The organism is Pseudomonas sp. NPDC096950, assembly GCF_044762525.1.
In the GTDB taxonomy this organism is placed as follows: Bacteria; Pseudomonadota; Gammaproteobacteria; order Pseudomonadales; family Pseudomonadaceae; genus Aquipseudomonas.
The window spans coordinates 26,803-51,398 of the sequence record NZ_JBIWEL010000027.1; the positions used below are offsets into that span (position 1 = coordinate 26,803).

General features: G+C 59.4%; 19 protein-coding genes. 10 read left to right on the forward strand and 9 right to left on the reverse strand.

Annotated features, from left to right (window positions below):
- Position 1 precedes the first annotated feature (1 nt).
- Both ACIQY3_RS29015 and ACIQY3_RS29020 read right to left on the reverse strand, forming a co-directional pair.
- Positions 2 to 1,459 carry a gamma-aminobutyraldehyde dehydrogenase gene (locus ACIQY3_RS29015; protein WP_403026714.1) on the reverse strand — a complete coding sequence of 486 codons (1,458 nt, stop codon included), beginning with the start codon at positions 1,457 to 1,459 and terminating at the stop codon, positions 2 to 4.
- A gap of 133 nt (positions 1,460 to 1,592) precedes the next feature.
- The gene (locus tag ACIQY3_RS29020; RefSeq protein ID WP_054047295.1) at positions 1,593 to 2,507 is read right to left on the reverse strand and encodes a LysR family transcriptional regulator; all 915 of its coding nucleotides are present in this window, start codon (positions 2,505 to 2,507) and stop codon (positions 1,593 to 1,595) included.
- A gap of 188 nt (positions 2,508 to 2,695) precedes the next feature.
- On the opposite strand from ACIQY3_RS29020, the gene ACIQY3_RS29025 reads away from it, so the two are divergent.
- From ACIQY3_RS29025 to ACIQY3_RS29060, 8 genes are all read left to right on the forward strand, one after another.
- Positions 2,696 to 3,421, forward strand: a complete 726-nt coding sequence (locus ACIQY3_RS29025; protein WP_403026718.1) for a tellurite resistance TerB family protein — start codon at positions 2,696 to 2,698, stop codon at positions 3,419 to 3,421.
- Positions 3,422 to 3,816: 395 nt separating this feature from the next.
- Entirely contained in the window at positions 3,817 to 5,439 is a 1,623-nt protein-coding gene (locus ACIQY3_RS29030) for a methyl-accepting chemotaxis protein (RefSeq protein WP_403026721.1), read from the forward strand.
- Entirely contained in the window at positions 5,439 to 5,969 is a 531-nt protein-coding gene (locus ACIQY3_RS29035; RefSeq protein WP_403026723.1) for a chemotaxis protein CheW, read from the forward strand. Before ACIQY3_RS29030 ends, ACIQY3_RS29035 begins: the two co-directional genes overlap by 1 nt.
- Positions 5,966 to 7,237: a CheR family methyltransferase gene (locus tag ACIQY3_RS29040; RefSeq protein WP_403026724.1), complete on the forward strand. Its 1,272-nt coding sequence runs from the start codon at positions 5,966 to 5,968 to the stop codon at positions 7,235 to 7,237. The genes ACIQY3_RS29035 and ACIQY3_RS29040 overlap by 4 nt, the downstream gene beginning before the upstream one ends.
- Entirely contained in the window at positions 7,234 to 7,917 is a 684-nt protein-coding gene (locus ACIQY3_RS29045; protein ID WP_403026727.1) for a chemotaxis protein CheW, read from the forward strand. The genes ACIQY3_RS29040 and ACIQY3_RS29045 overlap by 4 nt, the downstream gene beginning before the upstream one ends.
- The gene (locus ACIQY3_RS29050; protein WP_403026729.1) at positions 7,914 to 10,205 is read left to right on the forward strand and encodes a hybrid sensor histidine kinase/response regulator; all 2,292 of its coding nucleotides are present in this window, start codon (positions 7,914 to 7,916) and stop codon (positions 10,203 to 10,205) included. Before ACIQY3_RS29045 ends, ACIQY3_RS29050 begins: the two co-directional genes overlap by 4 nt.
- The gene (locus ACIQY3_RS29055) at positions 10,202 to 11,212 is read left to right on the forward strand and encodes a chemotaxis response regulator protein-glutamate methylesterase (protein ID WP_403026731.1); all 1,011 of its coding nucleotides are present in this window, start codon (positions 10,202 to 10,204) and stop codon (positions 11,210 to 11,212) included. The genes ACIQY3_RS29050 and ACIQY3_RS29055 overlap by 4 nt, the downstream gene beginning before the upstream one ends.
- A 48-nt stretch (positions 11,213 to 11,260) precedes the next feature.
- Complete coding sequence (locus ACIQY3_RS29060; RefSeq protein ID WP_403026732.1) at positions 11,261 to 12,262, forward strand: diguanylate cyclase domain-containing protein; 1,002 nt, start codon at positions 11,261 to 11,263, stop codon at positions 12,260 to 12,262.
- A gap of 181 nt (positions 12,263 to 12,443) precedes the next feature.
- On the opposite strand, the gene ACIQY3_RS29065 is transcribed toward ACIQY3_RS29060, so the two are convergent.
- The 7 genes from ACIQY3_RS29065 to tssI all read right to left on the reverse strand — a co-directional run bounded on the left by ACIQY3_RS29065 (position 12,444) and on the right by tssI (position 21,623).
- On the reverse strand, positions 12,444 to 13,007 hold the full coding sequence (locus tag ACIQY3_RS29065) for an AP2/ERF family transcription factor (RefSeq protein WP_403026734.1): 564 nt from the start codon (positions 13,005 to 13,007) through the stop codon (positions 12,444 to 12,446).
- Positions 12,997 to 13,269, reverse strand: coding sequence for a hypothetical protein (locus ACIQY3_RS29070; protein WP_403026735.1), 273 nt, complete (start codon positions 13,267 to 13,269; stop codon positions 12,997 to 12,999). Before ACIQY3_RS29070 ends, ACIQY3_RS29065 begins: the two co-directional genes overlap by 11 nt.
- 94 nt (positions 13,270 to 13,363) lie before the next feature.
- Positions 13,364 to 14,092, reverse strand: coding sequence for a hypothetical protein (locus ACIQY3_RS29075; RefSeq protein ID WP_403026737.1), 729 nt, complete (start codon positions 14,090 to 14,092; stop codon positions 13,364 to 13,366).
- Positions 14,082 to 15,146 (reverse strand): hypothetical protein, encoded by a 1,065-nt coding sequence (locus tag ACIQY3_RS29080; RefSeq protein WP_403026740.1) that lies wholly within the window; start codon positions 15,144 to 15,146, stop codon positions 14,082 to 14,084. The genes ACIQY3_RS29075 and ACIQY3_RS29080 overlap by 11 nt, the downstream gene beginning before the upstream one ends.
- On the reverse strand, positions 15,143 to 18,868 hold the full coding sequence (locus tag ACIQY3_RS29085) for a toxin VasX (RefSeq protein WP_403026742.1): 3,726 nt from the start codon (positions 18,866 to 18,868) through the stop codon (positions 15,143 to 15,145). The genes ACIQY3_RS29080 and ACIQY3_RS29085 overlap by 4 nt, the downstream gene beginning before the upstream one ends.
- Positions 18,865 to 19,560: a DUF4123 domain-containing protein gene (locus ACIQY3_RS29090; RefSeq protein WP_403026745.1), complete on the reverse strand. Its 696-nt coding sequence runs from the start codon at positions 19,558 to 19,560 to the stop codon at positions 18,865 to 18,867. The genes ACIQY3_RS29085 and ACIQY3_RS29090 overlap by 4 nt, the downstream gene beginning before the upstream one ends.
- Positions 19,557 to 21,623 (reverse strand): type VI secretion system tip protein TssI/VgrG, encoded by a 2,067-nt coding sequence (gene tssI / locus ACIQY3_RS29095; RefSeq protein WP_403026747.1) that lies wholly within the window; start codon positions 21,621 to 21,623, stop codon positions 19,557 to 19,559. Before tssI ends, ACIQY3_RS29090 begins: the two co-directional genes overlap by 4 nt.
- Before the next feature lie 253 nt (positions 21,624 to 21,876).
- Here tssI and prfB point away from each other — a divergent pair.
- Positions 21,877 to 22,972, forward strand: a protein-coding gene (gene prfB, locus ACIQY3_RS29100; protein ID WP_123507983.1) for a peptide chain release factor 2 whose coding sequence is annotated in 2 segments (ribosomal slippage) — positions 21,877 to 21,948 and positions 21,950 to 22,972 — 1,095 coding nt in all. Because the reading frame shifts where the segments join, the coding sequence is not laid out codon by codon here.
- A 100-nt stretch (positions 22,973 to 23,072) separates the two neighbouring features.
- Positions 23,073 to 24,575, forward strand: coding sequence for a lysine--tRNA ligase (lysS, locus tag ACIQY3_RS29105; protein WP_403026749.1), 1,503 nt, complete (start codon positions 23,073 to 23,075; stop codon positions 24,573 to 24,575).
- Positions 24,576 to 24,596: the final 21 nt, after the last annotated feature.

Genomic DNA, 24,596 nt, shown 5'->3' on the forward strand with positions numbered 1-24,596 from the left:
GTCAGAGATGCTGGCCGTGGCGGGCCATGATGTGCCGCACCACGCTGTAGTCCTGAAGCGAATCGCTGGATAAGTCTTTGCCGTAGCCCGAACGCTTCAGGCCGCCATGGGGCATTTCGCTGACCAGCATGAAATGGCTGTTGATCCAGGTGCAGCCGTACTGCAAGCGCGCCGCGACCTGCATGGCTTTGTCGAGGTTTTGGGTCCAGACCGAGGAGGCGAGGCCGTATTCCGAATCGTTGGCCCAGTCCACGGCTTGTTCGAGTTCATCGAAACGGGTGACGGTGACCACCGGTCCGAACACCTCGCGCTGGACGATTTCATCGCTCTGTTTGCACCCGGCGAGCAAGGTCGGCTGGTAATAGAAACCGGCGCCGGAATGCACCGCCGCACCGGTGACGCGTTCGATGTGCGGCTGGCCGAGGGCGCGTTCGACAAAACTGGCTACGCGGTCGCGCTGACGGGTGCTGATCAGCGGGCCGATTTCGTTGTCGACGTCGCGTTTACCGGCGAAACGCAGGCTGCTGACCGCCGCGCCCAATTCCGCGACTAAACGATCATGGATTCCAGCCTGTGCATAAATCCGGCACGCGGCGGTGCAGTCCTGGCCGGCGTTGTAATAGCCGTAAGTGCGCACGCCTTCGACCACCGCTTGAATATCCGCGTCGTTGCAGACGATCACCGGGGCTTTGCCGCCGAGTTCGAGGTGAGTGCGCTTCAGGGTTTTCGCAGCGGCTTGCAGGATTTTTTGCCCGGTGACGATATCGCCGGTCAACGACACCATCCGTACTTTCGGGTGGCTGACCAAGTGACTGCCAACGCCTTCACCGCCGCCGCAGATGATGTTGATCACCCCGCGCGGCAGGATTTCGGCCAGCGCCGGCGCCAACGCGAGGATCGACAATGGCGTGTGTTCGGAAGGCTTGAATACCAAGGTGTTGCCAGCGGCGAGGGCCGGGGCGATTTTCCATGCGGCCATCATGATCGGGTAGTTCCACGGCGCGATGGACGCGACGACGCCAATCGGATCACGCCGCACCATGCTGGTGTAACCCGGCAGGTATTCACCGCTGAGCTGGCCGGTCTGACAGCGCACGGCGCCAGCAAAGAAACGAAACACATCAACCGTGGCGCTCAAATCATCCTGACGGGCCAGGTGCAACGGCTTGCCACAGTTCAGGGATTCGAGGCGGGCGAGGAGGTCGGCGTTTTTCTCGATGGCGTTGGCGATGTCCAGCAGCAGGTTGGAACGTTGCTGCGGCGTGGTCCGCGACCAACTGGAAAAGGCGCGGTGGGCGGCGAGGATCGCGGCTTCGACTTGCTCGGTGCTGGCTTCGGCGATGTGGGTCAGCACTTCCCCAGTGGCCGGGTTGAGGATCGGCTCGACAAAGCCCTGGCCCGCGACCAATTCGCCATCGATCAACAACGCGGTGAACAACGGAGTCTGCGCGCCAGCCATTTTTCGGGTTCTCTTTTCTTGTGTGGCCATGGGGCTCCCAGTGACTGGAGCCCCGACCGTCTTATAAAGATGTAACAAGACTAGTGCGCGAGCCCGAGGTCGACAAATTCTTAATACTGAAGGTGGCGTTCGATTAAATAGATGGCTTGCGCCCGCCGTGAGGCTGTTCGCGGGCGACGGTCAGGAATGGGTCCACCAGCGCCGGCCGCGCAGTGCCACGACGCCAGGCCAGGCCGACGTCGAGGGTCTGGCTGAGGTCGGCGATGGGGCGGGCTTCGATGATGTCGCCCTCCAGGGACCAGGGGCGGTAGGTCATGTCGGGCTGGATCGACACGCCCAAGCCAGCGGCCACCAGGCTTCGTACCGCTTCCGTCGACGCAGTCCTCAACGTGATGCGCGGCTGCAACGAAGCCGCCGACCACATGCGCTGGGCGTTGCGGTCCATTTCATCGACGTTCAGTTGAATCAAAGGCTCTCGCGTTACGTCGGCGAGGTTGATGCTGTCGTGTTCCAGCAATGGATGCTGGGCCGGTAGCCACAGGCGATGGGGTGAGTGGGTCAGCACTTCGGTCTGCAAGGCGTGGCGGTCTTCGAGGTTGGAAAGGATCAACACGCCGACATCGATCTCGCCGCTGACCAGCAAATGCTCGATGTAGGGCCGTTCGTCCTCCATCACGCGAATCTCGACGTTGGGGTAGGCGCGCTGGAATCGGGTGAGCAAATCCGCCAGGTAATAACCGGCGACGAGGCTGGTCACGCCGATGATCAACTGCCCGGCAACCTGATCCGTGCTCTGTTGCAGGCTGCGTTTGGCGTTATCGACGGTGGCCAGAATCAGGTGCGCCTGGCGTAGGAATTGATGACCCTGGTGGGTCAGGGTCATGCCTTTGGCGTGTCGGTTGAACAGGCTGACGCCGATTTCCTGCTCCAGTTGCTGGATCGCCAGGGTCAGGGTGGACTGGGAAATGAATGCGGTTTGCGCAGCGGCTGAGATCGAGCCGGTCTCGGCCACGGCGATGAAATGACGGATCTGACGCAAGGTCATCATGGGAAAAGTACCCGGTGGGCGGTTTTTATAGATTTGTTCGAGTGTATATCTTTTTAATCGATGACCCAGATGGGGGCCTCGGCGATTGAGCAACATCTGGAAGCACTCTCGCGGGCAGGTCGCGGGCACTTTCGATCTAGGCTGGGGGCCTGAATGATCCGGTTACCCCGAATTCGTGGAGGCAGCAAATGAACACCCGTGGATTGCTCGATCAGCTACTCAAGTCCGGCCAGGACATGTTGCAGAACAAGGCCGGCGGACATCAGAACAAGGCCTCTGGCGGCGGTGGGCTGGGTGGTTTGCTCGGCGGCAGTGGTGGCTCGGGTGGCCTTGGCGGCTTGCTGTCGGGCGCGGGTGGCGGCGCGTTGGCGGCCGGGGCGATGGGGCTGCTGATGGGTAACAAGAAGGTTCGCAAAGTGGGCGGTAAGGTCGTCGTTTATGGCGGCCTCGCGGCGCTGGGCGTCCTGGCCTACAAGGCTTACGGTAACTGGCAGGCCCAGCAGGGCACTGCGACGAAGACCGAGCCACAAACGGTTGATCGCGTGCCTGCCGCGCAGGTTGAACAACACAGTCAGGCAATTCTCAAGGCGCTGGTCGCCGCAGCCAAGGCGGATGGTCATGTCGATGAGCGTGAGCGCGCGTTGATCGAAGGCGAATTCACCAAGCTCGATAACGACCAGGAACTGCAGCACTGGCTGCACGCCGAACTCAACAAACCCCTGGACCCGACCGACGTCGCCCGCGCCGCCAGCACCCCGGAAATGGCCGCCGAAATGTACATCGCCAGTGTGATGCTGGTGGATGAGGAGAACTTCATGGAGAAGTCCTACCTCGATGAACTGGCGCGCCAATTGAAGCTGGAGCCGGGGTTGAAGGCTGAGCTTGAGAAGCAGGTGCGGCAGGCTGCGATGTAGAACCCCAAGCCTTCAAGTGTGGGCGCGGGCTTGCTCGCGAAGGCGTCGTGTCAGGCAATACATCTTTTACTGAGCCACCGCTTTCGCGAGCAAGCCCGCTCCCACAGGAGATCTTCAGGAAGCACAGAATTTGTGTCCGCCAGCGATCAAAACTGTAGGAGCGAGCCTGGTCGCGAACGCTTTTTCAGCAGCACCCCAGCCCCCAATGACCAATCCACGGTCCCTTTCTGCCAGATCACCACTGGCAAGCATCCCCTCATCTAGCGGAAAGTCCCATTCCAGAGCCCGTCACGATTTTTTACGATCGAGATGACGCCGGGAGCGTCCGTCTTATAAATGAAACAGCGCCCTCAGCTATACTCCGCAGCATTTGAAAATGGCCCCGAGGACATACTGTGAAGAACTGGACGTTGCGCCAACGCATCTTGGCGAGCTTTGCGGTCATTATTGCCATCATGTTGTTGATGGTGGTCGTCTCTTATTCCCGGTTGCTGAAGATTGAAGAGAGCGAGCAAAGCGTGCGTGACGACGCGCTGCCCGGGGTCTATTACAGCTCGACCATCCGGGGCGCCTGGGTCGACAGTTTTCTCCAGACCCAGGAAATGCTCGGATTGAAGGAAGGGCAGGGCATCAGTGCCGAGGACGCCGCCGAGTTCAAAAGCTTCGAAGTGCGCGTCCAGGAAGCGATGGCCAGCTATCGCAGCACGGTGACCACCGAAGAAGACAAGGTCGAATTCGCCTCCTTCGAAAAACTCCACGAGCAATACGGCACGATCCTCGCCGCTGTACTCGACTTGCATAAACACAATCAGGAAGCCGAGGCCATCAAGTTGTTCAACGAACAACTGACCCCGGCGTGGACCGCCGGGCGCATGAAGCTCAATGACATCCTGCGCGAAAACAAAGCCGTGGCCGACCAGGACATGGTGAACATCGATGATGCCGTGGTCACCGCGAAGGTCATCATGGGTGTGTCCCTGCTGATCGCAGTATTGGCCGCCGGCCTTTGTGGCCTGCTGCTGATGCGGGCGATCATGGCGCCTATGAACCGCATCGTGCAGATCCTCGAAATCATGCGCACCGGCGATCTCAGCAGTCGCTTGAACCTTGAGCGCAAGGACGAATTCAACGCCGTGGAAACCGGCTTCAATGACATGATGACCGAGCTCACCGCCCTGGTCTCCCAGGCCCAGCGCTCGTCGGTGCAGGTCACCACGTCGGTAACTGAAATCGCTGCCACCTCTAAACAGCAGCAAGCCACCGCCACCGAAACCGCCGCGACCACCACGGAAATCGGCGCGACGTCCCGGGAAATCGCCGCCACGTCCCGTGATCTGGTGCGCACCATGACCGAAGTCTCCACCGCCGCCGATCAAGCCTCGGTGCTGGCCGGTTCCGGGCAGCAAGGCCTGGCGCGCATGGAAGACACCATGCATTCGGTGATGGGCGCGGCGGATCTGGTCAACGCCAAACTGGCGATCCTCAACGAGAAGGCCGGCAACATCAATCAGGTGGTGGTGACCATCGTCAAGGTCGCCGACCAGACCAACCTGTTGTCGCTCAACGCCGCCATCGAGGCCGAGAAGGCCGGTGAATACGGTCGCGGTTTCGCCGTGGTCGCCACCGAAGTTCGGCGTCTGGCGGACCAGACCGCAGTGGCCACTTACGACATCGAGCAAATGGTCCGTGAAATCCAGTCGGCGGTATCGGCCGGGGTCATGGGCATGGACAAATTCTCCGAAGAAGTGCGTCGCGGTATGTCCGAAGTGCAGCAGGTCGGCGAGCAACTGTCGCAGATCATCCATCAGGTCCAGGCGCTGGCGCCGCGGGTGTTGATGGTCAACGAAGGCATGCAGGCCCAGGCCACCGGCGCCGAACAGATCAACCACGCGCTGGTGCAGTTGGGCGATGCCAGCAGCCAGACCGTCGAGTCCTTGCGCCAGGCCAGTTTCGCCATCGACGAACTGAGCCAGGTGGCCGTCGGGCTGCGCAGCGGCGTCTCGCGATTCAAAGTCTGATGAGCGAGCTCACGGCTAAACGCAGTGCCGTGGCAGCGGCGAAGCTTGCGCTGTTCCTGGTGTTTCGCATCGGTAACGAGCGTTATGCCCTGCAAGCCATCGAAGTGGCGGAAGTACTGCCGCGCCTGCCGCTGAAGCCGATTGCCCGAGCCCCGGACTGGGTCGCCGGGGTGTTCGCCTATCGTGGCGCCGTGGTGCCGGTGATCGACCTCAGTGCGTTGACCTTCGGCCAACCGGCCCAGGCCCGCACCAGCACGCGCCTGGTGCTGGTGCACTATCGGCCGGACGAGGCCACGCCGACGCAGTTGCTCGGGCTGATCCTGGAACAGGCCACCGACACCGTGCGCTGCAATCCGGCGGATTTTCAGCCGTATGGCCTGGACAATCGCCAGGCACCGTACCTCGGTCCGGTACGCAAGGATGCCCAGGGTTTACTGCAATGGGTGCGCGTCGCCGATCTGCTCGATGAGCAGGTGCGTGCGCTGCTGTTTCCGGCGCAGCCCCTGGACCTGCTTAAGGAGCCATCATGAGCAGCGACCAGCGGTTTTTCGATTTCCTCAAGGATCGCATCGGCCTCGACGTCGCGTCGGTGGGCCCGGCCATTATCGAGCGCGCGGTGCGTCAGCGCACTACGGCGTCCCAGGCGCTGACCGCCGACGAGTACTGGCACACCTTGCAAGGCTCGCGGGACGAACAGCAGGCGTTGATCGAAGCGGTGATCGTCCCGGAAACCTGGTTTTTCCGTTATCCGGAATCCTTCGCGACCCTGGCGAAACTGGCGATCAAACGCCTGGCCGGCATCAACAACATGCGCGCGCTGCGGATCCTCAGCCTGCCGTGTTCCACCGGCGAAGAGCCGTATTCCATCGCCATGGCCTTGCTGGACGCGGGGCTCAAACCCCATCAGTTCAAGGTCGAAGGCATGGACGTCAGCCCGCTGTCGGTGGAAAAAGCCAAGCGTGCGCTGTACGGCAAGAACTCGTTTCGCGGGCAAGACATCGAATTTCGTGACCGGCATTTCAGTGCTGAAGAGGACGGCTATCGGCTCAACGAGCGGGTGCTGGAACAGGTGCGTTTGCAGGTCGGCAATTTGCTGGATACCGCCTTGTTGGCCAACGAGCCGCCCTATGACTTTGTGTTCTGCCGCAATCTGCTCATCTATTTCGACCAACCGACCCAGCAACAAGTGTTCGAAGTGCTCAAGCGCCTGACCCACGTCGACGGCGTGCTGTTTATCGGCCCGGCCGAGGGCAGTTTGCTCGGGCGTCTGGGCATGCGTTCGATCGGCATCCCGCAGTCGTTTGCCTTCAGCCGCCAAAGCGCGCCGGAGCCCGAGCCTCTGCCGGCGTTCGTGCCGACCCCGCTGCCGGTGCGCCAACCAGTGCGCAGCGTGGCCCCGCCGCCGGTACGCAGCCGGCCGTTCGCCACTGTCGTGCCATTGCCGAACACCTTGAAAACCGCCAACCCGGACGCCGCCACGCTGCTGGCGAACATCGCCGCGTTGGCCAATGAAGGCAAGAGTGCCGAAGCCCGCGCCGCGTGCGAAAGTTATCTACGCAGTCACGAACCGGTGGCCCAGGTGTTTTATTGGCTGGGGCTGCTCAGCGATGTGGCTGGCCGCGCACTTGAAGCCCAAGGGTTTTATCGCAAGGCGTTGTACCTCGAACCGCAACACCCCGACGCGTTGATGCACCTGGCTGCCTTGCTGCAATCCCAGGGCGACACGGCGGGCGCCAGACGATTGCAGGAACGCGCCGCCCGCAGCGAGCGCGCCGCTGACAGTGAGCGTAAACGATGACCGTCTCCGACTCCTTGAGCGTCACCCACGAAGATGCCCAGGCCATCGACGACTGCTGGAACCGCATCGGTATCCACGGCGACAAGTCCTGCCCGCTGTTAGCCGAGCACATTCATTGCCGCAATTGTGCGGTGTATTCGGCCGCCGCCACCCGTTTGCTCGATCGCTACGCCTTGGCGCAGGAAGATCGCGATCAGGTGGCGACGGCGGTCGAAACCGATGTTAAAACCCGCTCGCTGCTGATGTTCCGTCTCGGTGAAGAATGGCTGGGCCTGGCCACCCGCAGTCTGGTGGAAGTGGCGCCGCTGCAAACCATTCACTCTTTGCCGCATCAGCGCTCCCGGGCCCTGCTTGGCGTGGCAAATGTACGCGGCGCGTTGGTGGCGTGCCTGTCGCTGGTGGAGTTGCTGGGGCTCGATGCCACCAACAATGTGTCTGCGAGCGCGCGGGTCATGCCGCGCATGTTGATCATCGCCGCCCGGGGCGGGCCGGTGGTGGTGCCGGTGGACGAAGTCGACGGGATTCACGCCATCGACGAGCGCATCCTCGAAGCGGCGTCGCAATCCGGCGCCCAGGCCAGCGCCAAGTACACCCGTGGCGTGTTGCAATTCAAAGGTCGCAGCCTGCGTTGGCTGGATGAAGAACAGTTGCTGTCCGCCGTGACCCGGAGCCTCACATGACCCCCGAGCAAATGCGCGACTCGTCTTTGCTGGAGCTGTTCAGCCTGGAAGCCGAGGCCCAGACCCAGGTGCTGAGCGCCGGTCTGCTGGCCCTTGAACGGGATCCGACTCAGGCCGATCACCTGGAGTCGTGCATGCGCGCGGCGCACTCGCTCAAGGGCGCGGCGCGGATTGTCGGCGTGGATGCCGGGGTCAGCGTGGCCCATGTAATGGAGGATTGTCTGGTCAGCGCCCAGGAAGGGCGGTTGTATCTGCGCCCGGAACACATCGACGCGTTGTTGCAAGGCACCGATCTGCTGATGCGCATCGCCACGCCGAACAACGCGCCGTCGGCGGTGGAAATCGACGCCTATGTGGCGCTGATGGGGCGCTTGCTCGACCCGATGGCCCTGGCGCCGCCGATCAGCACGCCGATCGCACCCTTTATGGACGAGCAGCAATCGCAGCCGCCAGCGGTCGAGGTGCCGATTCCGGTGATCGAGTCGCCAGCGATTACTCCGGCTGAATCGCCGCGCAAGACCAAACGCACCACCGAAAACGGCGAGCGCGTGCTGCGGGTCACCGCCGAACGGCTGAACAGCCTGCTCGACTTGTCGAGCAAATCCCTGGTGGAAACCCTGCGGCTCAAACCGCACCTGGCCACCATGCAACGGCTCAAACGCACGCAAAGCAACGGCCTGCGCGCCCTCGAAAATCTCAACGTCCATCTCAAGGATATGGCGTTGAGCCTGGAAGCCCAGGAAGCGCTGGACGATGCCCGCCGGTTATTGGCGGAATCCCAGCAACTGCTGGTGGAAAAGAACGCCGAACTGGATGAGTTCGCCTGGCACGCCAGTCAGCGTGCGCAGGTGTTGTACGACACGGCACTTGCCTGTCGCATGCGGCCGTTTGCCGATGTGCTGACCGGCCAGGTGCGAATGGTCCGCGACCTTGGCCGTGATCTGGGCAAACAGGTGCGCCTGGAAATCGAAGGCGAAAAGACCCAGGTTGATCGCGACGTACTGGAAAAACTCGAAGCGCCGCTGACTCATCTGCTGCGCAACGCCGTGGACCACGGCATCGAAACCCCGGAACAACGGTTGTTGGCCGGCAAACCGGCGGAGGGCCTGATCCGCTTGCGCGCGTCCCACCAGGCCGGTTTGCTGGTGCTGGAACTCAGCGATGACGGCAATGGCGTCGATCTGGAAAAGGTCCGTCGCAGCATCATCGAGCGGCAATTGTCTCCGGCGGAAACCGCGGCGCAGTTGAGCGAAGAAGAACTGCTGACCTTCCTGTTCCTGCCGGGTTTCAGCCTGAGGGACAAGGTCACCGAAGTTTCCGGACGCGGCGTCGGTCTCGACGCGGTTCAGCACATGGTCCGCCAGTTGCGCGGCGCGGTGGTGCTGGAGCAGACGGCGGGCGAGGGCAGTCGCTTCCATCTGGAAGTACCGCTGACCCTGTCGGTGGTGCGCAGCCTGGTAGTTGAAGTCGGCGATGAGGCTTACGCCTTTCCGTTGGCACACATCGAGCGCATGTGCGACCTGGAACCGGAAGACATCGTCCAGCTCGAAGGTCGGCAGCACTTCTGGTATGAAGGCCGGCACGTCGGCCTGGTCGCGGCCAGTCAGTTGTTGCAGCGCCCGGCGAGCCAGAACAGCCCGCAAACCCTCAAGGTCGTGGTGATTCGTGAGCGCGATGCAATCTACGGCGTAGCGGTCGAGCGCTTTATTGGCGAGCGGACATTGGTCGTATTGCCGCTGGATGAGCGGCTGGGCAAAATTCAGGATATTTCCGCCGGGGCCTTGCTCGATGACGGTTCGGTGGTGTTGATCGTCGACGTCGAAGACATGCTGCGCTCGGTGGACAAACTGCTCAACACCGGGCGTCTGGAACGCATTGCCCGCCACAGCAACCAAGCCACGGAAGCGGCGCGCAAGCGGATTCTGGTGGTGGACGATTCCCTGACCGTGCGCGAGTTGCAGCGCAAGTTGCTGCTCAATCGCGGCTACGACGTGGCCGTCGCGGTGGACGGTATGGATGGCTGGAACGCCCTGCGTTCGGAGGATTTTGATCTGCTGATCACCGACATCGATATGCCGCGCATGGACGGCATCGAACTGGTGTCTTTATTGCGCCGGGACAATCGCCTGCAATCGCTGCCGGTTATGGTGGTGTCCTATAAAGACCGGGAAGAAGACCGTCGTCGTGGACTGGACGCCGGAGCCGACTATTATCTAGCCAAAGCCAGTTTTCATGACGACGCCCTGCTTGATGCGGTGGTTGAGCTCATCGGAGGAGCGCGGGCATGAAAATCGCAATCGTCAACGACATGCCCATGGCGGTAGAGGCCCTGCGCCGCGCCCTGGCATTCGAACCGGCGCATCAGGTGATCTGGGTGGCCAGCAATGGCGCCGAGGCGGTGCAACGCTGTGCCGAGAACACCCCGGACCTGATCCTGATGGACCTGATCATGCCGGTGATGGATGGCGTGGAGGCGACCCGGCGAATCATGGCCGAAACCCCGTGCGCCATCGTGATTGTCACCGTCGACCGCCAGCAGAACGTGCACCGGGTGTTCGAAGCCATGGGCCACGGTGCGCTGGATGTGGTCGACACGCCGGCGATCGGTGCCGGCAATCCTGCGGAAGCGGCGGCGCCGTTGCTGCGCAAGATCATGAACATTGGCTGGCTGATCGGCGACAAGGGCAATCGCGTGCGCTCGGCGCCGAGCACGCTGCGCAGCTCGGGCTCACGGCAAAAACTGGTGGCCATCGGCTCGTCAGCAGGCGGGCCGGCGGCGCTGGAAGTCTTGCTCAAAGCCCTGCCGCAGGATTTTTCGGCGGCCATCGTGCTGGTGCAGCACGTGGACCAGGTGTTCGCCGCCGGCATGGCCGAATGGCTCAGCAGCGCCAGCGGCCTCAATGTGCGCCTGGCTCTGGAGGGTGAACCGCCCCAGGCCGGCACGGTGTTGCTGGCCGGCACCAACCACCATATTCGCTTGTTGAAGAACGGGACGCTGGCCTACACCGCCGAACCGGTCAACGAGATTTACCGGCCCTCGATCGATGTGTTTTTCGAGAGCGTGGCCAGTTACTGGAACGGCGACGCCGTCGGCGTTTTGCTGACCGGCATGGGGCGCGACGGGGCGCAGGGGCTTAAGCTCATGCGCCAACAGGGTTACCTGACGATTGCTCAGGACCAGAACAGCAGTGCGGTGTACGGCATGCCGAAAGCGGCTGCGGCCATCGACGCCGCCGTGGAAATTCGCCCACTGGAAAAGATAGCGCCACGATTGCTGGAGATATTCCCGAAATGAAGATTTTTCTCAGCAATCCTGGCCCAAGTAGTACTCAGGTGACCGCACATGAATGACTTACAGCTCGACGACTTCAAGACCGACGAAAACGCCGCCATGGTGTTGTTGGTGGACGATCAGGCGATGATCGGCGAGGCGGTTCGGCGCGGTCTGGCGAACCAGGAGAACATCGACTTCCACTTCTGCGCCGACCCGCACCAGGCCATTGCCCAGGCGATTCGGATCAAGCCGACGGTGATCCTGCAGGACCTGGTAATGCCCGGTCTCGATGGTCTGAGCCTGGTGCGCGAATACCGCAACCACCCGGCGACCAAGGACATTCCGATCATCGTCCTGTCGACCAAGGAAGACCCGCTGATCAAAAGCGCGGCGTTCGCGGCCGGGGCCAACGATTACCTGGTGAAACTGCCGGACAACATCGAACTGGTGGCGCGCATCCGCTATCACTCGCGCTCCTACATGACATTGCTGCAACGGGATGCGGCGTACCGCGCGTTGCGGGTCAGCCAGCAGCAGTTGCTCGACACCAACCTGGTGCTACAACGCCTGATGAACTCCGACGGCCTGACCGGCCTGTCGAACCGTCGTCACTTCGACGAATACCTGGAACTGGAGTGGCGCCGTTCACTGCGGGACCAGACTCAACTGTCATTGCTGATGATCGATGTGGATTACTTCAAGTCCTACAACGACAGCTTCGGCCACCTCGAAGGCGACGAAGCCCTGCGCAAGGTCGCCACGGCCATCCGCGACGCCAGCGCCCGCCCTTCGGACCTGCCGGCCCGTTATGGCGGCGAAGAATTTGCCTTGGTGCTGCCAAATACTTCACCGGGCGGGGCACGACTGGTGGCGGAGAAACTGCGCCAGACCGTGGCGGCGTTGAAGATTCCCCACGTGTTCCCGGTTGAAGGGTCGAATCTGACGATCAGTATCGGCCTGTCGACGATTACCCCGCAGGCGGGCAGTGATTGCCGGCAATTGATCTCGGCGGCGGATAAGGGGCTGTACCTGGCGAAGAATAATGGGCGGAATCAGGTGGGGATTGAGTAGCGGGTCGGCCTGTGTAGAGGGTCTCCAGGCTGGCGCGCACCCTGTGGCGAGGGGGCTTGCCCCCGTTGGGTCGCGAAGCGGCCCCTTGCATTCACACAGTCATACCCGGCAATCAGGTTTCACGACTGCTTCGCAGCCGAACGAGGTGGTGCGGCATTCCGACCAACTCCCTCGCCACGGTTCATTCATCGTTCGCCGATGTAGCGACCGTCCGCAGCAATTCAGCGTGGAGTTTTTCGCCACCCCGATGACGAAAGGCTCGATGCTCAATAGTCGCCAACTGCTCCTTTCGCGCCTCGATAGCCTTGTGTTTCGCCTGTGCCTCCCCGAACGTTGCCACGTTGAATGACCGGGATAGTTTCTTGCCTTGGCGAGTCGTCGTTTGCGCAATCCAATAGGTGTTCTTGCCGTTCGTCTGCCTTGAAACACCCGCCAGGCCACTGGTGTTAGTGACACGCAACTTTTGCCGGACCATGCAGCTCAGTGGTGGTGGGAAGCGCAGCATCTGCTCATTGCGAAACCGCTCGGCAGCGCAACGCGCCTCACGCTCACCGCCATGGCGGATGAACGTAAATTCCTTGTGTACCTTCAAGACGCCATCCCGGTACAACGACACCCGCCAAGCCAACGCCCCCGACTTCTTGTGGCGGACCCGGATAATTGCATAGTCGTTGGTGCATGCGGGTGCATCCGGATTGTCAGTGAGCAGTGCCCCGTTGTCGGGTGGTGGCTGATTAATCGACATAGGTCACATACCTGGCCATCAAGTTCGGCCGTCGAAACGTGTCGATGCTGGCAACGCGTTGATGCATCTCCCTGACCACCTGTTTGAACGTTGCATCGTCCATGTCGATCCAGAAACGCGGGTTGCGGCCGACGCGGCGGTCGTATTCGGCGGTGGTGGGGTCGATGTGGCGATATTCCTCGAATTCTGGGGCGTCCGGTATTGGTCGGCTGACGTCCATGTAGTTCTGAATGAAATCCCATAGGGCGAGAGGCGGTCCCATGCTCAGATCTGCATAAGTCACTCTGTTGAAATGGATAGTCATGTCACTGTAGCGGTGTGAGATATAGAGTTGGTGTGTCGTGTCTCCATAACTGTTATTGAAAGTGTGTAGATAAGCGTCGAACTCGTAGAAGGGGGCTATAAGTTTGCCGACTGTGCCGTTTTTTTTTATATTCGCCGTTATTTTTGTAATCGTAAAGAGTGACCAGGCCAGTGCGCCTGTTTAACTCCCATTCCGGTTCTTGAGTGGTATCAGGGCAGTGTTTTGGAAAGTATTTACAGACAAATGAACCTAGCATCCAGCATGTGAAAGGAGGACCAAAAAACAGGCAGACAAACCATGCTGAGTCCGTGATTAAATTATTAAAAGTCCATTGTGTATCGTAGTGAATAAATATAAGTGCAATCGCAAGAAAAAAAGCCACTACACCGGAAAACAGCCTCCCTGTAAGTTTCATGTTGAGCCAGAAACAAAAATGGGTTGATCTATAAGTTAGTAGTAACTGCTTTGCATCTAGAGGGTCTAGGAAACTTAAATGTTTGTATGGGCTTGCCACGTAGGTTTCAGGTTTTGATTGGTCTTCGCGGATTTTTCTCGATTTTTGTTGGTCGCGAAGATCATTGAGTGTACCTTTTTTTAAAAAACGGGCAGGAATTACCTCGATTGTATTACCCCAAGGTAGTCTGGCAGAGTCGAATTTTTTTACCCAAGAGCGTTCTACAGATCGAGCTTGGTATGGTATATGACATGCGCAGTAGCACGTTTTAGAGTAGTAGAACTTACCGTCATTGGTTTTTTGTTTTTCAGCTTTATTAATCCACATATGTAAGGTACCTCTCCATTAAATTCGGCCTTTGAAACGTGTCGATGCTGGCGACGCGTTGATGCATCTCCCTGACCACTTGCTTGAACGTCGCATCGTCCATGTCGATCCAGAAACGCGGGTTGCGGCCGACGCGGCGGTCGTATTCGGCGGTGGTGGGGTCGAGGTGGCGGTATTCCTCGTATTGCGGCAGGTCCGGCAGCGGGCGGCTGACGTCCATGTAGTTCTGGATGAAATCCCACAGGGCGCACGCGGGTTGCGTCTCGGGGCCGGGGCAGAGTAATGCGCCGAAGTTGATCATGATGTTGCGGTAGCGATGGGCGAGGTAGAGCACATTCATCGGCATGCCCTGACTGTCCGGGGACGTGGCGATGTAGGCGTCGAATTCGTAGAACGGCGCGGTGAGTTCACCGATGGTGCCGTTCTTTTTATATTCACCGTTGTTTTTGTAGTCGAAGACGGTGACAAGGCCGGTTCGGCGGTTTAGTTCCCAGATGGGGCCTCGGGAGGGTTTGAGCCAGAGGTTGGGGAAGTATTTTATGACGATTGAGCCGATGGCCCAGGATAGAAGTGGTGGGCCGAGAATCCAAAAGTAATACTCGATTATTAAAAGTTTTGTTAATTTCCAGAATGGTTCTGCCGACGCCGAAAACATTATTATGTGTCCCGGAATGCTGACGATGAATAGCAGAAAAAAAATAAATTTTCCTAATGCTTTCATATAAAGCCAGAAATGGGATTTTGCGGGGAGTAGGGCATACCTGAAGCGTTCGTGATCGTCCCTTATGTGAAAATCAATAAGTTCGTATGGGCTAGGGATGTAGGTTCCTTTTGCTATTCTTCCTTCGCGTTCTTTCTGTAGTTGTTCTTGGTTTCGACGGTCGTTCGGCGAGTAATCTTCCACAAAGCTCACCGGGCACACTTCATCTGCGTTGCCCCAAGGCAATCTAGCTTTTGCGAAGCGCATGATCCAGGATCGTTCAGATGAACGCTCTTGCTGAGGTATCTCGATAGCCCCATATGCAGTTTCGGTGTAATACGATTCCTGAATCATTGGTTACTATTCCGGGATTTATTTGTAAATTCGTCGGCCCAATAAAGTTCACCCAGGCTTTCGAAGTTTGGCTTGTTGTGCGGGGTATCAAATGGCGTTCCATCCTTTGGCGGTGGAGCAGGGAAGTGCCAGAGTTGATTTTTATGCTTAAGCACACATTGTGCTCTTACTTGCCATTGTTGTGAGATGCCAGAAGAACGTGTTGCTAAATCGAAGGCGTAGTTTGGTGGGGTTTCGAAAAGCAGTTCCAGGCCCTGTGGTAGCAACCTTTGTGCTTTGGGCGAGATGAGTTGGCTGTTAATAAGTTTTTTAAACTGTACAGTTTCACTTTTTATGCGCCCGCCTTTGACTTCGAACGTATTGAGTCGGCAATGAGCGTTAATGTTGAGAGTGCCCAAGCTGGTAACTAAGCCCGGTAAGTTACTTTCAATACGAACGCTGGTATTCGACGAAATCACTTGAAATGGTGTTTTGCCATGAGTGTCATGTTTGGCATTGGGGACAAATTCAGGATTGATACCAATGTTGATCCGAATGTCGGCAAACAAACTGATCAGGTAGTAAAAACCACTGTGTGGATCTAAAAGATGGACATTGTCCGAGTGAACTTGAGTGCCAAAAGGGCCATTAACCAACCATTCTTCGATTGGCTTGTCAGTTAGCCACCAAGCAATTCCGGCGCCGATTACGATCAGTATCAGCGCTACCCAACCTGCCGGTCCAAGACCAAGAAAGTTAGCAGTGGGAACAATCAGGCTATTGAGAGCGCTGAGGGAGCCGCCTACAGCCATCATCAAATACCCCCATATTGCATCGTCGCCCCACTGGCGGGCGTATTTAACGTCGTAAAAATTAATAAGAGCGAAAACAGCCCCGCTTGTTATTTGGGCTATGAGGAGCGCGGTTAATTTTCTGACCAAGCGTTCTTCGAAGCGACGGAAAATTATTTTTGCTGCGTCATCTGAAATAGTAAAAAGAACCTTGCGGCCATTTGCTAAAACCGATTCGGTACCGGCAAATTTTACAGTCAGCATTTCTATTGCGATGGCTAAGTCCAGAACTGTGCCAGCGGAACCCATACTTACACGAAATATACCCTTCTCTCTCGTTACTTGTTCCCACCCCTGCCACTCCGTCCTTACATTCCAAGCCTCCAACATCAAAACCCCCGCCGCAAACGGCAACGAGTTCAACACCCGATAAACCCGGCTATTAGCCAAATCCGCATGCTCATCCACCCCACGCTGCAACGCGCCTTTCACTTTCGCGTTATCCGCCCCCCGAGCCTCCACATCCTCTTTATGCACCGCATTAATCCGCCGATTCAGCACACTAAGATTCCGCGCCGTCGGATGATCCACCGGCATCACCAGCAATTTGTAATTACCCACATGTGAAGCGCCCGGCGTCTCGAAAGCATCAGCCGCATTCCCCATCTTCAACGGCCGCCCCTGCGCATCCAGATACTCCCCCATCACCCGCCGTGGCCGCTGATCCCCCACCGGCACGTCGGACAAACCAAAGAGGTGATAACGCTGCGGATCAGCATCCCGGCGATTGATGAAGTGCATCTCGCCAAAAGTCTTGGGCATCAAACTGCGCAACAACCCCACGCCAAGTCCATGCTGATAGGCGCTGGTGGGGGCGTGGTTGACCTGTGCGTTCACCGCGCTGCTGGCGGTTTCTAAAGAGCCCGCCAGATTTTCGTAAATGCTGACCAGCGTCCCGACCGCCGCTTTCGATTGGCCAGTCAGTGTGCTGTTCAGGCTGCCGCTGGCCAGTAACCCTTCCAGCAAGTGCCCGTCGAGGTGTTCGACCTGCGGGTAATAAGGCCCCTGGTCGGTTTCAAATACGGCGAGGTGTTCGGGGCGCAAACAACCATCGCCCTCGTTAACCGTTTTCTCGGTGGGCGGCACATAAGGCGCAGCCAATGCGGCTTCATCAACGGCCGGCCAAAGCATCCCGTGCAGTGGGTGTGTCGGGTCGTGAGCGATGTCGTTGAGCAACGTCTGGCCGACGCTGGCCTGCGGGCTGTAAAGGCTCAACCCGGTCAGCGCATTGGTCACATCCCCATTTTTAGCCAGCGGATCAAGCTGCGCGGGTACGGTGGCGAGGCTGGCGAAAACCTGGCTGACGGCAAACAGCGCCGCCAGGTAATCGAAGTCCTCCAGGCTCAAATGATCGGCCAACGTCTGCTGGGTCACCGGTTGTTGCAGGCATTCGGCAAGCAGCGACTGCGCCATGTTCAGTTGTTGCCAGAGCAGGGCGCGTTCAGCGGTGGCGGTGAAGCGGTTGATGTCGCGGCGACCGGCCTCCTTCACTTTGTCGAAGCTGGCGTGCAACGGGTTTTTCTGACCACCGATGGTCGCCGGCACGATCAGTTGCTGAACCATGACCGCGCTGGCGTGGTGTGGGTGCAGGCTGGCGCGCTCGGCATACAGCGTCAGCAGTTGCTGTTGTTGCTGGATCTGCGAAACCAGATGCCGTACGCGGTGGCGCGGGTCTTCCAGCAGCACGCCGCACACACGCCGTTGCCGAGCGGCTTCCAGCACGTCAACGACCGTGGGCTGGGGCTGCCAGAGATCGGCGTCATCGGCGTTCGGTGTTTTTCCTCGCAATTGATCCAGCAACGTGGCGAGGCAATCCGCCCAGGCGCTGCTTTCAAACGTTTCAGGTAACGCAGGTGTAGCGCCTTGCTCCCACTGATCCAGGCAGGCCTCGGCTTCGGTTTTACGCTGCGCCGCGAATTGTCCCGAGAGGTCGCACACGTAACGCCCCGGATGCTCCAGCACATATTCGAAACCGCTTTGGCGTGCCCGTTGCGGGGCGATCAGGCTGACCGGAAAGGCCCGCGCGGCCAGGTTGCGCCACGTGATGCTGGCCTTCGTCGCGGCATCGGACGCTTTTGCATCCCATAGGTTGAAACCACTGAAGGCTTCCAGCATCGCCTGCCCATCGGGCTGCTGGTCGAAAAGCCGTTCGAGCGTCTGGCTCTCGCACTGTAATGCGGGACTCTGACACCGCTGGGCACGCAACTCTGGATCTTCCTCCAGACGTTTCAGGCGTGCAGCGCTGAGCTGGATTTCGCTGAAACACAGTTGCACGGCTTCGGCGGGTTGATGATTCCAGGTCGCGGGCAGCCAAATGTCGCTGAGATCGACGCCGCTGGCCTGTCGGTAATCGCTGCTGAATGCCTGATTCAGGCGATAGGCCTGCAGATCGATATCGCGATAAGTCGTGAGTTCGTCGTCCTGTCGCACCTCCAGCTCCCGCCAGAGACGATCACGGTAAAACACATAGACATAACCGCTGCGGCACAGCACCGGCGTCCCGAGGTCGTACTTGCTGCGAGTCCCGGGCAGCGCGGCGAAAGGCAGGATCGGGACGATCTGATTCCACTGCGCTTCCAGTTGGCGCGGCGTAACACGCAGGTCCTCCAGCAACGGCAGGCGAATGGGCGGGCCTTGGGTGGTGGCAATTTCCAGCCACAACTGGTGCTTGAGCTGTGCCGACCAATCCCACACAAAAAGCTCGCTGTGGACGCTGGTCGAACGCTCGGTTTCGCACGCGGCCTCATCGGTCAGGGCCTGGAGAGGTTCGACGCCCGAGTGATCGACGAGCAGCAGCCGCTGGTTCTTGGAATGTCCCGTGCCAATGACCTGGACAATCAGCTTGTCACGCTCGCAGCCGGGGCCACTGGTTAACCTCCCGAGGCGCTTCATGACTCAGCCTGCGTGCAGTGAGCGCTCAGGAAGACGCTGATGTCTTCACTGTCGTCGATGCCCTGACTCAGCGCTTGTTCCAGCCAATGGCTGGCCTGCATAAAGGAGTGCTGGGGATGTTGCTGCCACCAGTGATAGAGAAACTGTTCATTGCGCTGGCGCGTCAGTGCCTCCTCCTGGGCGACGCTCAGCACCATTGCCCGGTGTGCCCATTCAATGCGCCAGTCGTTCGCGTGGAGGTTGTTCAACTGCTGCCAGCCAGCTTCGCCGGTCGCTTGAGCGGCCCACGTCGCGCCGAACCAGCGCAGACGACTGATCGGGCCCAGCCACAGGCTGAGGTCTTGCGCGGTACACGCGGCAAAAAAATAGCTGGCGACGGTGGGGTTGCTGTAGCGCAGCACGCCTTTGCGTTGCTGGTCGAAGTTGACGAACAGCATCTGGCGCAAGTGCGCGAGTACCGAGGGCGTGTCACACGTGCTTTCGATCAGCAGACCGGGCCATTGCGCCGGGATTTGCTCGATCGCCTGAGTGAGCGTCGGCTGGTTGTTCAGCCGGACCAGCAGTGGGCTGTGCTCGACGAAACCGTCGAGTGAAGTGCCGGCGAACAGCTTCAGGGTGTCGGGATGTGTCGCCAGGCGGTAGAGCGTTTCGAGCTGCGCGGCGGGGCGCTCCAGCAAAATCCATGTATTCATGAGCGTTCTCCATAGCCCAGGGCTTTGCGGCATTGGCAGTCGCTCAGCGGGCAGTCCATCGGCGTACCGCCGCTGGGCATCTGGCAGAGTTCAATCAAGGCTTCGTCGCCGAGCAGTTGTTTGAGAAGGGCGGTTGAAACCGTTTCGGCGAGTTCTGGCTCGCTCGCGTCGAGCGTCACGGGGGTGGCCGCCATCAGCGGCATTGGTGAACCACCTTGCGCAACCGGCACGCTGCTGAAAATGCCTGCCGCATTGATCGTGATCCATCCGCCTCCGGCCTGGATCGTGACGCTGGCGCCGCCATCGATGACGATGTGTTGGCCAGCGCTGACGTGGACCTGCTGTTGAGCGCTCAACCGATGGCTGGTGGCGCGGATATGACGGTCGCCATGCACCGTCAGGTGGTCGTCTTGCCGGATTTCCGTCAATCGGTTGCCGCGGGTGATGCGCTGTTCTTCGGCGTGCAGTTCATGACGGGCGTTGCCGCCGACCACGATGCTGCGCTGGTTGTCGACTTGAACCCGTTCGTCGTTCAGCACGTGGTGTACGTAATCACGCTGGGCGCGGACGGATATTTCCTCGGCCCCTTTGCGATCTTCGATGCGCAGTTCGTTGAAGCCAGAGCCGCCAGGGCTGCTTTGGGTTCTGAAGGTGCTTCGGGTTTTCTCGGCGGGGAGGTCGAGCGGGGGCCGATTGGCGCCATTGGGCAGGCAGCCAACGATCAACGGTTTGTCCGGGTCGCCCTGATAAAAACCGACGATCACTTCCATGCCGACGCGGGGGATCAATACGCTGCCATAACGGTCGTGAGCCCAGCCGCTGGCGACGCGCACCCAGCAACTGGAGTGATCGTTGTGCTCGCCGTCGCGGTCCCAGGGAAACTGAACACGGACGCGGCCGTATTCGTCGCAGTGGATTTCTTCGCCGGGCGGACCGCAGACCACGGCGTGCTGGTAGCCGTTGATCGTGGTTTTGGGGTGAGCGAGCGCGGGCCTGAACGGGGTGTCCCACGGGGTCGCGAGAAAAGTGTTGCGGTAGCCTTGGGAAAAGTCGTCGCTCGGGGCGCTGGTGATCGACTCTTCAAGCACGCTCGGTTGTTTCCCGATGTGAATGACTTCGGTCAGCAACCACAAGTCGTTCCATTCTTGGCGTGGGTGGTCGGTCAGGGGCAGGAAATGGCCGCTGAGCAACATCGGCTGATCGCTGCGTCCGGTGGCTTGCCGATAATCGCTGCGGTGTCGCTCAAGTGCTCGCCGAGCGCGGTCCTTGCCCTGTTCGCGGTCGGTGAAATGGCCGGGGAAGCCGTAGTCTTCGAGTTGCAGCGGCGAAGGATCTTTCGCACGGCTCTCCAATTGCAGTAAGGGCTTTTCGAAGTCGTAGTCGCGGCGGGTCACGCCTGTGGGGCGGGTTTCCATGGCGAGGGTGAAGGCGTTGATCACCGGATCATCAGCGACCATCCCGCTGTCCTGCAGGTAGGCGGTGGGGCGGTGGAGTCTGGGAAATACCGTTTGATCATCGCCGAACACCAGCACATGCCCCTCGCGGCGGTGTTCAAAGTGGTAATGCAGGCCTTCTTCTTCGCACAGTCGCTGCAGAAAATTCAGGCAGCTCTCGCCGTACTGAACGCAGTAGTCCCGTGGGTGGTAATCGGTGCCGAGGGCAAAGCGGTAGCGATCGCGGAGGATGCCGTGGCTTTCCAAGACCTGGGCGATGATCTGCGGCACGCTCAGTTTCTGGAATATTTTCTGGTCGAAACGGTGGCCCAGCCAGGCAAGGCTGGGCATCAGGCTGAGTTGGTATTGGGTCAGGCGCTTGCCTGCATCGCCCTGGCCGACGCTGTATACCTGGCCATGAATGCCGGCGCCGTGGCGGTCAAAACTGAGGAAAGCCATTCGATGCAGAAGGCTTTCCAAGTCCAGATCGGGGCGTTCGCTGACCAGTTTCAGATCAAAGCGAAAAGGTTGGCTGATGGCTTCCTTGCCGGTGAACTCCAGAACCCGCAGGTCGTGGGTAACACCCTCGATATCCAGGAGGAAAGAGGCTTGGTTGGCAGGGCCGAACATCACACATCCCTAGTGCTGATTTAGAAGGGCGGGACTGTGAATGAGTGAATGCGGGGTTTATGCAGGGCAGTTCTGTTTCTGGTGTAGGAAGAGTCGTTTTGCTAGTTAAGGTTTTTCCTGGGGAAGGTTTCCCTCATTTGAGGTGGCCAAAACGGTATTGAAGCGCATTCAGTCCGCCAGGCGGGCTGCCGTGACAGCTTGATTACGTTATACTCGCCGGCTTTCAAAAGTTCGCCAACGAGTGCTGCCCGCCATGGAAATCAACCCGATCCTTAACAGTATCAAGGACCTGTCCGAGCGCTCCGAAACTATTCGGGGGTATCTTTGACTACGATCAAAAGCATGAGCGTCTGACTGAAGTCAATCGCGAGCTTGAAGATCCGGCAGTCTGGAACAACCCGTCGTACGCCCAGGAACTGGGGCGCGAGCGCTCGCTGCTGGCGCAGATCGTCGAAACCCTCGACGAAATGCACACCGGCCTGGCCGATGCCAAAGAACTGCTGCTGATGTCCGCCGAAGAAGAAGACCAGGCCGCCGTCGATGACGTCGCGACCGAAGTCGAGCGTCTGCGCGAGTCCCTGGAAAAACTCGAATTTCGTCGCATGTTCAGCGGTGAGATGGACGCCAACAACGCCTACCTGGACATCCAGGCTGGCTCCGGCGGCACCGAAGCCCAGGACTGGGCCAACATCCTGCTGCGCATGTACCTGCGCTGGGCTGACAAACGCGGTTTCGACGCGACCATCATGGAGCTGTCGGCCGGTGAAGTCGCCGGGATCAAGGGCGCCACCGTCCACATCAAGGGCGAATACGCCTTTGGCTGGCTGCGTACCGAGATCGGTGTGCACCGTCTGGTTCGCAAGAGCCCGTACGACTCGGGCAACCGCCGCCACACCTCGTTCTCGGCCGTGTTCGTGTCGCCGGAAATCGATGACAACATCGAAATCGACATCAACCCGTCGGACCTGCGCATCGACACCTACCGCTCCTCCGGTGCCGGTGGTCAGCACGTAAACACCACCGACTCGGCCGTACGTATCACCCACGTACCGTCCAACACCGTGGTCAGCTGCCAGAACGAACGCTCCCAGCACGCCAACAAAGACACCGCGATGAAAATGTTGCGGGCGCGCTTGTACGAGCAGGAAGTGCAGAAACGCAACGCCGCCTCCCAGGCCCTGGAAGACACCAAGTCGGACATCGGCTGGGGTCACCAGATTCGCTCTTACGTGCTCGATGCGTCGCGAATCAAGGATTTGCGCACTAACATCGAACGCAGTGACTGCGACAAGGTGCTCGACGGCGATATCGACGAATACCTGGTGGCCAGCCTGAAACAAGGGCTCTAAAGCACGCGCTACAGGGTCATTACGATCCTGTAGGAGCGAGGCTTGCCCGCGAACCCCGGCGAATGCCGGGGGCAACGAACCTGATGGAATATTTAAAGACATGAGCGACCTAGAACTCGACCCGCAAGCCCTGCAACAGGAAGAAAACTCCCTGATCGCCCTGCGCAAGGAAAAGCTGGCTGCCGAGCGCGCCAAGGGCAACGCCTTCCCGAACGACTTCCGCCGCGAAAACTACTGCGAAGAACTGCAGAAGCAATACGCGGACAAGACCAAGGAAGAGCTGGCAGAGGCTGCAATCCCGGTCAAGGTTGCCGGTCGCATCATGCTCAACCGTGGCTCGTTCATGGTGATCCAGGACATGACCGGGCGCATCCAGGTTTACGTCAACCGTAAAACCCTGTCCGAAGAAACCCTGGCCTCGGTGAAAACCTGGGACATGGGCGACATCATTGCTGCCGTTGGCACCCTGGCGCGTTCCGGCAAGGGCGACTTGTACGTCGAAATGACCGAAGTGCGCCTGCTGACCAAATCCCTGCGTCCGCTGCCGGACAAGCACCACGGCCTGACCGACACCGAACAGCGCTACCGCCAGCGCTACGTTGACCTGATCGTCAACGAAGAGGTGCGCCAGACCTTCCGCGTACGTTCGCAAGTGATTGCGCACATCCGCAGCTTCCTGATGAAGCGCGACTTCCTGGAAGTCGAAACGCCGATGCTGCAAACCATTCCTGGCGGCGCTGCGGCCAAGCCATTTGAGACTCACCACAACGCCCTGGACATGGAAATGTTCCTGCGTATCGCGCCTGAGTTGTACCTCAAGCGTCTGGTGGTTGGCGGTTTCGAAAAAGTGTTCGAGATCAACCGCAACTTCCGTAACGAAGGTGTTTCGACTCGTCACAACCCTGAGTTCACCATGTTGGAGTTCTACCAGGCGTACGCCGACTACGAAGACAACATGGACCTGACCGAAGAACTGTTCCGCGAACTCGCGCAGCTGGTTCTGGGCAGCACCGACGTGCCTTACGGCGACAAGGTGTTCCACTTCGGCGAACCGTTCGTGCGTCTGTCGGTGTTCGACTCGATCCTCAAGTACAACCCTGAGCTGACCGCCGACGACCTGAACGACATCGACAAGGCCCGTGCCATCGCCAAGAAAGCCGGCGCCAAGGTGCTGGGCTTCGAAGGCCTGGGCAAGCTGCAGGTGATGATTTTCGAAGAACTGGTCGAGCACAAGCTGGAACAGCCGCACTTCATTACCCAGTACCCATTCGAAGTGTCGCCGCTGGCCCGTCGTAACGACGAGAACCCGAACGTTACCGACCGTTTCGAGCTGTTCATCGGTGGTCGCGAAATCGCCAACGCCTACTCCGAGTTGAACGACGCGGAAGACCAGGCTGAGCGCTTCATGGCCCAGGTGGCCGACAAGGACGCCGGCGACGACGAAGCCATGCACTACGACGCCGACTTCGTTCGCGCACTCGAGTACGGCATGCCGCCAACGGCCGGTGAAGGGATCGGCATCGACCGCCTGGTGATGTTGCTGACCAACTCACCGTCGATTCGAGACGTGATCCTGTTCCCGCACATGCGGCCGCAAGCGTAAACGTTTCAGTTAAAAAGCCGC